This is a genomic window from Chitinophaga niastensis (genome assembly GCF_003014755.1).
Classification (GTDB): Bacteria; Bacteroidota; Bacteroidia; order Chitinophagales; family Chitinophagaceae; genus Chitinophaga; species Chitinophaga niastensis.
Genome location: NZ_PYAW01000002.1, coordinates 1,502,670 through 1,515,716, shown reverse-complemented (window position 1 = coordinate 1,515,716; position 13,047 = coordinate 1,502,670). Strand labels below are relative to the sequence as shown.

Genomic DNA, 13,047 nt, shown 5'->3' with positions numbered 1-13,047 from the left:
TTCAGGTTAATTCCCTGGTAAAATACCAAATTCTACCAATTATCTGCGCTGATAAGGGAAATACGAAGGCCTGTTTAAACCGTGTGGCAGCCGACACCTCTTCCGGCGCAACAGCAACGGCTGGTTCACTATGGAAAAGGGAGCGCAGATTTTCTTTGAGATGGTAAAGGTCACCATGTTTTGTTACACCGGCAGCAAAACCCGTCTCCCGAAGTGCAGGAGCTTGTTGAACATCATATGATTTTGAATACCAGATAACCGGCGTTTGCTGAAAGCGCTTTATTTTCCGGAGCTTACGGAGAAATAGTACACCTTCCTGCTGCGGTTGTAATATGTCTAAGAAGATATAATCGGGTGTAAATGCCGGCTGCTTTTTAAAATAGTCCAATGCCTTATCAGTATCATCCTGACAAACACATGCCTTACTGATTTGTAACAGATCCAGTGCAAGATAGAATTGATTACGCCGGTCGCGGTCGGCGTCAATTAACAAGCAGGTCAATTTCTTTTTCATTGCAGGATAGTTTTGTTGGCTGCTGCAAAATTACTGCATAGTCACTATCTTTCCCAATGCCGGTAAAATCACTACAAAGCTGGCACCCTCACCAGGCTTGCCTTTAGCGTAAATATGTCCTCTATGATTTAACACAATTTTATTACACAAGGCCAATCCGATACCGGTACCTTCAAAAGTAGCACGATCATTTAAGCGTTGGAATATCTGAAATATTTTATCTGCATAAATCTGGTCAAACCCTATACCATTATCGCTTACCACAATTTCATAATAGTCTTTATCAGCATCCAGTACCGGGAATTCCAGCATATCGGCCTCTCGCATCATGCTCGCAGAAATATGAATAACAGGCGTTCTGGAAGGGGTAATAAATTTCAGGGCATTACCCAATAAATTATAAAACAGCTGATTCATTTGCAATGGAATGGCCGGTAGCTTCGGCAGATGATCGATGCTGACCTGCACGTTATGCTGACTGATCGTTACTTCAAAATCAGTTAATACCTGCTGAAGGATTTCATTCAGATCTGTTGGGATAAATTCTTCCTGCACATGCGCCAGCCTTGAGAAATCCAGCAAGTCCCGGATTAACTGCGACATGCGCCTGGTGCTCAACATCACTTTTTCAATATACAGTTTGGAGGCATCATTCAGCACTTCCTTGTTAATGTTCAGGAGCATGCCCGCAAAAGTATGGATCTTACGCAATGGCTCCTGTAAATCATGGCTGGTCACATAGGCGAACTGCTCCAGTTCCTTATTGGATTTCTCCAGGTAATAATTAGCTTCCTGCAATTCCTTGGTACGCTGTTCCACCATGGCTTCCAGCTTAAAAACCAGCTGCATATATTTGGATTCACTTTCTTCCAGTTTCCGCTTAGCGCGTACTGTGTCTGAAATGTCTGTTACCATTACTATCACGCCGGTAATGGATTCATCCATATCCCGCATGGGCTGATACACGAAGTTGTAATAACGTTTTATCTTTTCCCCTTTCAGCAGCCATTCCAGGGGGACTTCATTACCATAATACGGCTGGCCTGAATAGAATACCTGGTCCAGTAAATCTTTAAATCCCTGTGGGATAAGCTCCGGAAATACTGTCAGCAAAGATTTTCCCAGCAACTCACTTTCCTGCATATCCACTATAGACAGATAAAGCTCATTCGCCAATTCCACCACATAGTCCCTGCCTTTCAGGATAGTTATCGCCACAGGCGCTTGCATGAACAGGTGGTGAATTTCATTAAAAGCATGCGTCCTGCTGTGGGATACTTTGATGCCGGCAGCTATGCGCGACAAAAGTTCACGTGCAGAAAATGGTTTGGCCAGGTAATCATCAGCTCCAGAAAGCAACCCTTCAATAGTAGCCTCTACTCCTGCTCTGGCAGATAGCAGCATCACAGGAACATTTACCGTAACGGGGTTTTCTTTTAATAACTTTACCAAACTAAAACCATTTATGCCCGGCATCATCACATCGCTGATAATCAGATCAGGTATACGTTTGGCAATCATATGAAGTAAAGCATCTCCGTCTTTTACAGTAGCCACCTCATACTGATCGCTTAACAAGCGCCTGATATATTCTCTCATATCAGCATTATCATCTGCCAAAATAATATATGGCCTCAGCGGGTGATGGTTCTCAAAATTATCCGGATGGTCTTCTTCTCCCCACATCAGTGCTTCTTCTACAAAAGCATTGTATGGCTTGTGTTCCAGCGGCAGATTGTCGGGAGCAATTTTATCTGCCGGCAGATGATCTTTACCAAGCGGTATAGACACCGTAAACGTAGAACCTAATCCTTCGGTGCTGGTTACATGAATAGTACCTTCGTGCAGCTTTACCAGTTCATGCACCAGGGAGAGCCCGATGCCGCTGCCTTCCTGGCTGCGGCCTGCAGTATGCATCCCCCGGTGAAAACGTTCAAAAATTTTATGAAGGTCTGAAGGTGCAATACCAAGACCAGTATCCGCCACTGTTAATTCCACCTGGTCTCCGCGCTGGGTAACCCTCACCGCTATGGCCCCTTTTAACGTATATTTGAAGGCGTTAGATATCAGGTTAAAAACAATCTTCTCCCACATATCTCTGTCTACATATACCTCATCATCTATAAAATCATAATTCACCACCATCGTTAATCCGCCTTTCCGCATGGCCTTGTCGAAGTGGCTGATTAACTCTTTTGTAAAACCAACAATATCTGTTTTAGCGTAGCTGGCGTGTATTCTGCCGGCTTCAATACGGGAGAAATCCAGCAGGGAATTCACCAGTTTGAGTAAACGTAAGGTATTACGGTGTGTTAAGGTTAACGACTCCTTTATATCGGTGCTCAGCGCTTCCGGATTACGCAGGATCTCTTCTACGGGTCCCAGTATCAGCGACAACGGTGTTCTGAATTCGTGGCTGATATTACTGAAAAAGGTCGTCTTGGCGCGGTCCAGCTCCAGTAATGCATTTACGCGTTGTTGTTCTTCTTCCAAAGCTTTAACGCTGGAAATACCCGCTGCAAACTGATCACAGATCAGTTGAAAAAAGCTTTGGTATTTTTCATCCAGCTGCCGGAAAGGATTTAGTCCCGCGATCAATACACCATAAGGTGCTGGCTGTCCGCTTTGCCATACAGGAATCACCAGGCCATTGTCCGGCACCTGTTTCCAGGCACCTGCAGGTAATACCCCGAATTTCGCTGTGAGTCCTTCCACCAGCAGCGGGCGATTCAGGGAGATCGCTTCTTTCACCGGCCATAACAGACCGGCATCATATATATGCGTAAACTGGGGGAAAACCTTTTCAGATAAACCATCCAGCGTGGTACCTGTCAGCCCGCCTTCTTTATGCAAAGCATAAAAAGCAGCAAAGGGAATGTCCTGTTTATTTTCTGCCAGCGCCTGTAACGTGTGCGTATACACGGATGTTTGTGTATCGCTTTTTGTATTAAACCGGGTAATATCTTTAAACGTTCTTAATTCTCTTTCGAGGAGGATGCGCTGTGTATCGTCTGTATTGGCGCATAAGATACCCGCAGTGTCACCTTTATCATCCGGAATGGGGCAGTAAGAAAAGGTATAATAAGTTTCTTCCGGATAGCCGTTACGATGCATGATCAGCAACAGGGCCTCGTCATAGGTACCTTCACTTTTATGGATGGCATTATCCAGCCGGGGACCAATTTCGTCCCATATTTCTGCCCATACCATTGCTGCAGGCTGACCTAAAGCAGCAGGATGTTTACCGCCAACAACAGTTTTATAGGCATCGTTATAAATATTAATGAGTTCCTTCCCCCACCAGATAAACATCGGCTGACGGGAAGTGAGAATGATCCTGATGCAGGTTTTTAAAGGCTGCGGCCATTCATCCATACTACCTATGGGAGAATCAGTCCAGTTGAAAGAACGTATGAGTGCACCGGTTTCACCACCTCCCGAAAGGAATCCAAACTTTCCTGCAAACTGGGTATCTGTAGTGTCCATTGATGGCTCTTTTATCATTTGTATCAGAATAGATGCAAGGTTAAGTACGTACTGTAATCAAAACTGGTTGTCTTCCGTGGAACAATCATCAGCCGAATTCCACACTCTCTTGCTAAATTGTGTAGAAAATTACACATACCTCCACTTAATGCTCAGGTCATAAATTGAAGGTACAGTAAAAATACAGCTGCCACCGTCATAAAGATGAACGCTATACCGCCCAGTATATTGGACCAACGCTTATTTACGTATTTGCCCATTATTCTCCTGTTATTACAGATGTGCAGTATTACACTGATCATCAGCGGAGCTGTTAAACCATAAAGTACAGCGGTATAAAACAATCCCTGGACCGGACTTACGCCAACATAGTTGATGGCCAGTCCTACACCTAATGACAATACAATGATGCCGTAAAATGGTTTAGCCTGGGAGAACTTTTTATCCAGTCCCTCTTTCCAGTTAAAGGTTTCTGCAAACATATACGACAGGGAGCCGCATAGTACCGGAATAGCCAGCATGCCCGTACCAATTATCCCAATAGCAAACAGCCAGTAGGAGAATGCGCCTGCAAGCGGTTTTAATGCACTGGCAGCCTGTTCAACGGTTGTTATCTTTGTGGTACCATGACTGAACAGCACATTACCGCAGGTGATAATAATAAACATCATGACAAGGTTAGAGCAAAATATCCCGGCGGTAACATCCTGTCTTACATCCGTCAGCAACTGTTTATTTACCACTACCCTTCTTCGTTGATGTTTAATATCTTCTGCCTCCATAGTAGCCTGCCAGAAGAATAAATAAGGAGAGATGGTAGTTCCCAGGAAAGCCACCAGCATTTCAATATAATCCTTTGAAAAACTGATATGTGGCAGGAAGATGGACACTGCTACTTTATTCCAGCTTGTTTTTGTGATAAAAGGAACGATGAGATATGCCAGCAATACAATACAGGTGTATTTGAGGATACTGGCTATCTGCTGATACGAAAAGAAAATCATGCTCACCGTAATGAAGATGGTGAAGCCGATAGTGAAAACAAATGCCGGTATACGCGGAAATATTAAATTGGATACAGCACCCATCCCTGCAATATCTGCCCCTATATTGAGGATGATCGCCGGAAAGCTCGTAATGACTATCACCCATAAAATCCAGCGGGGATAATGTTTTTTTAGTGTGCCGGTCAGTCCCATGGAAGTTATTGCACCTATCCTCGCACACATCTCCTGCACCGCCACCATCAAAGGAAAAGTGATGACGGCCGTCCATAAGGTAGCAAAGCCAAATTGCGCACCCGCCTGCGAATAGGTGGTAATCCCGGAAGGATCATCATCGCTGGCGCCGGTAATTAATCCCGGCCCCAGCTTAGACAAAAACCGCCGGAAACCTTTCTGCTCAATCGGTACCTCCTTTTTCATGTGGAATAAGTTATTGTATGCTGATACCGTTTATTTATCCGGAAATTTTATCTGTTCATAAGCCGGTGCCGCTTCCATAAAGCCCAAAGGAGTAAACTGTTTTCCATCCTGTTCATGATAAGCAATGAAAAAATGTTCCAGCTCTTTAATCATCTGTAAGGAAACAGCATCCACATCTTTATACGCTTTGGATGCCAGCGGAATGGCTATATAGCGGTCGTTCCGCGCTGTTTTACCATCTCTTTCTTTTTGCTCCGCCCTGATAGCGCCTAATAAGCGGCACTTGATCAGGCAGCCCGGAAAACTCCTGAATTCCGAGATCACCAGCACATCCAGCGGATCGCCATCCTCTCCTTTTGAACCAAGAATAAATCCGAAATCATAAGGGAAGATCATGCCGGCCGGCAATATTTTACTCAGTACAAAAAATCGGGAGGCTGGGTCAAAGTCATATTTTTCACTACTCCCTTTAGGTGTTTCGATAACAACGGGTAACTCTTTAATAATCATGCGCACAATTTGATGGGTCAGTAATAAAAGGGATAAAGAGGTCTTGTATGCGAAGGAACAAAAAAAGGACCAAGAGATTAAAATGATTTTTCGGAGCCTCCTAACATCCGTATCTTGCAGCTTTTTTCGACCATTCATTTTGAATCAATCCCGCATAGTAAATGAAAAAGCTAGTATTAGTATTGGTAGTTTGCGCCCTGGGAGGCAGTGTCAGGGCACAGTTATTTGATCGCATCAAAAATAAGGTGCAACAAAAGGTCAATGACGCAGTAGACAAAACGATAGATAAAGCCACAGAAGCGAAAAAGAAGGATACACCGGCCAGCGGCAATGTACCGGATGTAAAGGCCACCACTGAAAATGGCGCAGTTAATACAACGGCTAACGGCAACGCAGGTACGACGGTTAACACCAACATCACTTCCTATTCCCGTTTTGATTTTGTTCCGGGAGAAAAGATCATCGTGGAAGAATCATTTTCCCAGGATCCCATCGGCGAGTTCCCAGGGCAATGGAATACCCACTCCGGTGCGGAACTGGTTACGGTAAGCAACCGTCCGGGTAAATGGCTCCGCATACAGCAAGACGGCGTTTTTTTCCCGGAATACATCAACAGCAACTTCCCGGATAATTTCACCCTGCAGGTAGATGTGATGGCCAACAATGAAATTTCCAACATCGGCTCCTTAGCAATCAGCCTGATAAAAGCAGACAATACCGAGGAGAAATTTAACTATGGTACCGCCGCCAGCACCACTACCCCCTCTTTCAAGGTAGAGTTAACGCCAAGATCCAGTGGTAGCGGCGTATTCAGGTACTCTTCCAACCTGATCGAAGAACATTCCATCAGCGATATAGCTGCGTTTAATGTGCCTAAAAAGAATTTTGTGAAGGTGTCTATCTGGCGCCAGAAACAACGGGTACGGGTATACCTGGATGATAATAAAATACTGGATCTGCCACGTGCACTGGACCCTAACACCATCCTCAACACACTGGCATTTCATACCTACGCACCAACCTTTGACTCTCCGGACGGCGCTTTCTTTATCAGCAACATACGCCTGGCAGTAGGTGCACCGGATACCCGTAATAAACTGATCACCGAAGGAAAATTTGTTACCCATGGCATCTTATTCAATACCAACAGCGATGAAATCCAGGCAGAGTCCTATGGTGCGCTGAAGGATATTGCCGCCGTACTGACAGACAACCCTGCTTTAAGGGTGAAAATTGTAGGTCATACAGACACTGATGGCAATGAGCAGCTAAACCTGGACTTGTCCAAACGCAGAGCGGAAGCGGTAAAGACAGCCCTCAACAAAACATTCAATATTGATCTTACCCGTATGGAAACTAACGGCAAAGGCAAAACGCAGCCAATAGATAATAATACCACCGATGTTGGCAAAGCTAATAACCGGCGGGTAGAATTTGTGAAGATATAGATGACAGAAAAGGGAACCTCAGTTCCCTTTTTTTATACCCCTACTGATTCTTAGCCTGGAAAATGCCTCCCAAAAAGATGTTAAAATTGTCGGCATAAACCCTTATTTTACTAAGCAATTGCCACAACCATGAAATTGCTTCTCCCCCTACTGTTATCCTTCTCCCTGCTATCTGTTCAGGCGCAACAGGCCGATAATAAAATTGTGATTGGTACTATTGATCATGTTTACTCCACTGTACTAAAAGAAAACAGGACTATCTGGGTGCATGTACCAGACAATGCAGACAAACTACAACGCTATCCTGTATTGTATTTGCTGGATGGGGAAGATCATTTCCACGCTACAGTGGGTATGGTAAAACAAATGAGTGGCGTATGGCCGGATATGATAGTGGTAGGCATCATCAACACTTCCCGCAACCGGGACCTTACACCCACGCACGCAACTGCGGACAACATGATAGACAATACCTTTGCCAGCATGTCTGGCGGTGGTGAAAACTTTATCCGTTTTATTGAAAAAGAACTGATCCCGTATATAGATTCTTTGTACCCTACAGCTCCTTATCGTCTTTTCAGCGGCCACTCATTGGGCGGACTCACCGTAGTAAATGCGCTGATCCATCATACCAAATTGTTTAATGCCTACATCGCTATTGACCCCAGCTTATGGTGGGACCATCAGCAGCTATTAAAAGAAGCCGAAAAAGCGCTGGCCACCAGGAAATTTGATCACACCTCTTTATTTGTTGCCATGGCTAATAATATGCCTCCTGGTATGGACACCATCAGTGTATTAAAAGACGCCAGCCAGAATACGGCTGTAACCCGGTCTGTGATCCCCTTCATCAAAGCCCTGAGAGCCAATAGTAACAATTGTTTACGCTGGGACGCCAAATTTTATCCTGGTGAGCGCCATGGTACCGTGGAGTTAAACGGCGAGTATGATGCACTTCGTTTCCTGTTTAACTATTACCAGTTTAAAACAAGTATGTTTAGTTATGATCCTGCATTGGACGTAGACTCAGTGCTGACGGCACATTTCAGGATCATCTCTGAAAACCTGGGCTACACTGTTCTTCCAGCCGAAAGCCAGGTGAATAACCTGGCCTACATGTGCATGGGCAATAAAAAAATGGACAAAGCCTATTTGTTGTTCAGAAGGAATATCGACAACTATCCGCAAAGCGCCAATGCATACGACAGTATGGGCGACTATTACGCCGCTGCAGGCAATACAGCGAAGGCTATTGAAGCCTACAGCCAATCGCTGCGTTTACAGGAAACAACTGATACAAGGAAAAAACTGGAAGCACTGAGTACCGGGCAATAAAATTGAATACTTAAAACTTATAATTAAACCCAATCGCATACACTTCATCATTCTTTGCATCAAAAGGCAGGCGGCCATTGGCGTAGCTAACATAGAAGCCGGTGGTAGATTGTAACGCCATTACAAAATACGTTTGTGCGTCGAGGTTAGCGCCCTTTATGGCCTTAGGCGCGTTCAACTCCCGGTAAATTCTAAGATCGGCATTAAAAAAGATGTTTTCCTTTTTCACCCTTGTGATGAATGTCCGGAAGCTCGTTTCAAATTTTAGTCTTGGATAAGGCGAAAGATTTCCTGCCAGCTTTTGCCGGATGGAATCTTTTGTTGGCACCACATAATCGCCGGAGAGCTGCACCGTTGGGATAGTGGAGCCATACACCGTAAAATTTTTATCTGCCCTTGTAATAAATCTTAACAGCGCAAAAGGATAATCAAACACATTCAGGTGAGCCAGCGTGGAATGTTTATTCCAGGCTTTGGCTCCTAAATCAATAGCAATACCGGGTACAAATTGTGTTTTAGAAAAATCCTGGTTTGATTCCAGCGAGGCTTTAGGTGAAAAGGCGTAATAATACTGGTTGGTGAGATTTAACTGGCTGCCAAATGTCTTCCACAACGCTTGTGCAGCAGGGCTTTTCATGTCCTGTATAATTACCAGCTGATCTTCCAGATCATTTAAACTGCGAAAAACAGCAGTATCATTTGCCGCTATTACGCCGCCTGAAAAATGGGCGTAGCGATAATCAATTTTTGTTTCTAAAAAATCATTCGGATTAATGGATTTTTTAAATGCCACATTGCCTTTGGCCGAAATACCAAATGAATTGGATATCCTGCCTTTCTTCTTTTCTACATAGTTAGCATAATCATAACTGAAATCGTAACTGAAACCCAGGGACGCATTTGCGTTATCGGTAGTTTGAAATGTTTTAAAGAGGATATTAAAATCGCTCAGAAATTTATAGCCACTGTCCTTTTCAAAGGCACGGTTAGTGAAAAGTTTCCAGATCGTATTATATAGGTCAGCGTTTGCCTGCAGGGAGTCCTTCACCCCATTGGTGATGGTTTTCTGGATGATAGCAACATTGGCAGGTGTAGCACCGTTTCTTTCCAGTTGTGCTTTGATAGGATCTAATTGTGCATTTAATGTCTGGGCTTCCAATGTAATGGAGAAGATCAACAGCGCGCATGCCAGTAACAGGTATTTCATCATATTTTATTTTGTTTCTCCCCAAAAGATATAGGTGTTATCAAGTACTTCGGCCAGGTCTTTTAGCTGCTTTTCCGGATCAATTAAAATACTATTCATGGCAGTCATAGCTGCTGCCCTGTCAATATTTTTTTCGTAGGTAGCGCCGCGGCCCAGCCGGAAAATGTTGTCCAGTTGATCGGCGATGATATTGGCTTGTTGCTTCTTTATATCAGCGCTGCCCAACACATTATAAAATGTCAGGTCTTTGATATGTAACTCTCCGCTGTCATCAAAATTGGTGGAAAGCTGCTGCATTAAGGAGAAGGTTGTCCAGAGTGTAGTGCATGCACGATTATTCTTTGACCAGGTTGCCATTATTGCTATTTTTATAAATATTCATAGGGTATTTGCTACGTATCGCCTTAATGACTGCTAGTTTTCATAGTGGTCACCTTTTAATTGCCGGTTAAATTTTATCTGCGAAAGGTAATATAAAAAATAAAGCCGGGTATCTCTCCCCAAAAAAAATTGTCGTAATTAACCCTGTATATTGTCGTTTTTACATATCCTTACTTTACCGGAATGGTGTTAAGTTTGCTTCATACATCCTAAAACTTTAATCATATGGCAACAAAAATTTTTGTGAATCTACCCGTTAAGGATCTTAACAAATCGGTAGCGTTCTTTACTAAACTGGGTTATACGTTTAATGGGCAATTTACCGACGAGAATGCTACCTGCATGATCGTGGGCGAAGATATATTCTTCATGTTAGTAGTAGAAAACCTTTTCAAGACATTTACCAATAAGGAAATTTGCGATACCACTAAAAGTGCAGAAGCCATTATGGGGCTTTCGGCCGATAGCAGGGAAGCAGTAGATGCGCTCGTTAGCAAAGCTGTAGCAGCCGGTGCAACAACGCCTAATTCGCCACAGGACCATGGATTTATGTATAGCCATGGATTCCGGGATTTAGACGGACATCAATGGGATGTGTTTTATATGGACCCCAGTACAATACAGCAGAATTAAAATATCTCCTTCCGCCGTATGCTAAAATAATTACCCCATGGGTCTTGTTTCTTTTGAGACAAGACCCATTTTTGTTTTAATGGCATGAGATACCATTTTGATTGTCATAATCACACCCTGTTTCATGTAATAAATGAGTCTACATTTGTTTGCAGTAAACATTCGCAGAATTAAACAAATAAATCATGGAAAAAGAATTACTGACAGAGATAGACAATACCGCTGCTGATCTGCTGCAAACTATTGCTTCTTTTAAGGAAGAACAGATCAACGTTGTTCCGTTTGAAGGCAGCTGGACAGCGGGACAGATAGCAGAACACCTGAGTAAGGCAGTATCAGCAGGTATCCTTTATGGCAATGTGGAGCCAACTGATCGTCAACCTGATGAGAAGTCACCTGCTATTAAAGAAATGTTCCTGAATTTTGCTATCAAAATGTCGTCGCCGGATTTTGTGCTGCCATCAAACATTGAGCATAAAAAAGAAGAGATCCTTCGTCATGCAGAAAAAACCTGGGCAGATATCAGCACGGCGGCTCAAACGCTGGATCTCTCTTCCACCTGCAAGGACTTTGATATGCCCGGATTTGGCCCGCTTACAAGAATGGAGTGGATCCGGTTTATGATGTACCATACACAAAGACATGTACACCAGTTAAAAAATATTCACAGTATGGTGTAGCACTTTGTGAAGGATGACTTATGCTTTACTATAAATAACCTTATAGTAAAGCATAAATCATGCTATTTCATTTATAGGTAAGGACTTATCAATTTGCACCCATAATTGATAAGTATGAAAACAGCGAATAAAATAATCCCTTCCGTCAAAACACTGGGAACAGCCAAAAGTATTATGCCTGCTGCATTGTGGGCGCTCACCATCAGTGCATTTGGTATCGGCACTACGGAGTTTGTTATTATAGGCCTCTTACCTACTGTTGCCAAAAATCTGGCGATTTCCATTCCTGCTGCTGGTTTACTGGTTAGCTTTTATGCTATAGGCGTTGCCGTAGGAGCACCCATCATTACTGCATTAACCAATAAGATACCCAGGAAACAACTGCTCATTTACCTGATGCTGTTGTTTATTGCGGGTAATGTACTGGCGGGCATTGCACCGGGCTTTATTCCTTTGGTGCTGGCAAGGATCATTACAGGTTTTGCACATGGTGTATTCTTTTCGGTAGGCGCTACCATTGCCGCAGCCGTTGTACCGGTTGATAAAAGAGCCAGCGCTATTGCCATCATGTTTGCAGGATTAACTGTAGCCATGGCAACCGGTGTGCCGTTGGGCACCTTCATTGGCCAGCATTTTGGGTGGCGGTCAACCTTCCTGGGTGTAGCAGGATTAGGTGTAGTGGAACTGATGGCCAACATCTTCCTGCTTCCCGATATACAAAACGACGCAGTGGCAACAATAAAAGAGCAATTCAGTGCACTCCGGAATAAAAAACTGGTGCTCGCATTTCTTACCACCCTGTTTAATTATGCCGGTGTATTCCTGGTGTTTACGTATCTGTCGCCCTTGCTGATGGAGGTTACAGGGATATTGCAGGATATGGTCAGCATCATTCTTCTCATATACGGTATTGCTATAGCCGTGGGCAATATTGCCGGCGGAAAGCTGGCTAATAAAACGCCGCTGAAAGCGCTGATCGGCATGTTGATATTACAGGCGGTGGTGTTGCTGATCTTTACTTTTACTGCGCATTATACCACACCTGCCATCATTACCCTATTTGTAATAGGCGCCTTATCCTTTGCTACTGTACCTGCTTCACAGCTATACGTAGTACAAACATCAGAGCGTTCCAATCCGGCTATTATCAATGTGGCTTCCGCATTCAATATTGCTTCCTTTAATGCCGGGGCGGCTTTGGGCGCTTATGCCGGAGGATGGGTGGTTTCATCTGCATTAGGTTTGAGTGCAGCTCCCTGGGCAGGCGCCATCTTTATGCTGCTGGCCATAGGTTTGGCGCTTATCAGCTACCAGGCAGACAGTATCCCTGAAGTAAGACCGAACACCGGTGATAGCCCAGTCTCCGCGCTGTGTTAGCTAATGACAGGAGGTCAAAAAAAATTTCACCGCCTACAAGAGATGAGATATA

General features: G+C 44.0%; 11 protein-coding genes. 5 read left to right on the top strand and 6 right to left on the bottom strand.

Annotated elements, in window-relative coordinates; genetic code table 11:
- Window position 1 precedes the first annotated feature (1 nt).
- The 4 genes from CLV51_RS14540 to CLV51_RS14525 form a co-directional block, all read right to left on the bottom strand.
- A complete protein-coding gene (locus CLV51_RS14540; protein WP_106528736.1) occupies window positions 2-514 on the bottom strand; it encodes a response regulator in 513 nt (170 codons plus the stop codon).
- Window positions 515-544: 30 nt separating this feature from the next.
- Window positions 545-4,000, bottom strand: a complete 3,456-nt coding sequence (locus tag CLV51_RS14535) for a sensor histidine kinase (RefSeq protein ID WP_158267023.1) — start codon at window positions 3,998-4,000, stop codon at window positions 545-547.
- Window positions 4,001-4,152: 152 nt separating this feature from the next.
- Complete coding sequence (locus CLV51_RS14530) at window positions 4,153-5,424, bottom strand: NRAMP family divalent metal transporter (protein ID WP_106528734.1); 1,272 nt, start codon at window positions 5,422-5,424, stop codon at window positions 4,153-4,155.
- A gap of 30 nt (window positions 5,425-5,454) precedes the next feature.
- Window positions 5,455-5,934 (bottom strand): inorganic diphosphatase, encoded by a 480-nt coding sequence (locus CLV51_RS14525; protein ID WP_158267022.1) that lies wholly within the window; start codon window positions 5,932-5,934, stop codon window positions 5,455-5,457.
- Between the two features lie 161 nt (window positions 5,935-6,095).
- On the opposite strand from CLV51_RS14525, the gene CLV51_RS14520 reads away from it, so the two are divergent.
- Both CLV51_RS14520 and CLV51_RS14515 read left to right on the top strand, forming a co-directional pair.
- Window positions 6,096-7,382, top strand: coding sequence for an OmpA family protein (locus CLV51_RS14520; RefSeq protein WP_106528732.1), 1,287 nt, complete (start codon window positions 6,096-6,098; stop codon window positions 7,380-7,382).
- A 129-nt stretch (window positions 7,383-7,511) separates the two neighbouring features.
- Window positions 7,512-8,717 (top strand): alpha/beta hydrolase-fold protein, encoded by a 1,206-nt coding sequence (locus CLV51_RS14515; RefSeq protein WP_106528731.1) that lies wholly within the window; start codon window positions 7,512-7,514, stop codon window positions 8,715-8,717.
- Between the two features lie 10 nt (window positions 8,718-8,727).
- Here CLV51_RS14515 and CLV51_RS14510 read toward each other — a convergent pair whose 3' ends face one another.
- Both CLV51_RS14510 and CLV51_RS14505 read right to left on the bottom strand, forming a co-directional pair.
- On the bottom strand, window positions 8,728-9,927 hold the full coding sequence (locus CLV51_RS14510; RefSeq protein WP_146151286.1) for a hypothetical protein: 1,200 nt from the start codon (window positions 9,925-9,927) through the stop codon (window positions 8,728-8,730).
- Between the two features lie 3 nt (window positions 9,928-9,930).
- Window positions 9,931-10,281 (bottom strand): hypothetical protein, encoded by a 351-nt coding sequence (locus CLV51_RS14505; protein ID WP_106528729.1) that lies wholly within the window; start codon window positions 10,279-10,281, stop codon window positions 9,931-9,933.
- Window positions 10,282-10,530: 249 nt separating this feature from the next.
- Between CLV51_RS14505 and CLV51_RS14500 the strand changes: the two genes are divergently transcribed.
- From CLV51_RS14500 to CLV51_RS14490, 3 genes are all read left to right on the top strand, one after another.
- Entirely contained in the window at window positions 10,531-10,938 is a 408-nt protein-coding gene (locus CLV51_RS14500) for a VOC family protein (protein ID WP_106528728.1), read from the top strand.
- A gap of 185 nt (window positions 10,939-11,123) precedes the next feature.
- The gene (locus tag CLV51_RS14495; protein WP_106528727.1) at window positions 11,124-11,618 is read left to right on the top strand and encodes a DinB family protein; all 495 of its coding nucleotides are present in this window, start codon (window positions 11,124-11,126) and stop codon (window positions 11,616-11,618) included.
- 114 nt (window positions 11,619-11,732) lie between these two features.
- A complete protein-coding gene (locus CLV51_RS14490) occupies window positions 11,733-12,995 on the top strand; it encodes an MFS transporter (protein WP_211301997.1) in 1,263 nt (420 codons plus the stop codon).
- Window positions 12,996-13,047: the final 52 nt, after the last annotated feature.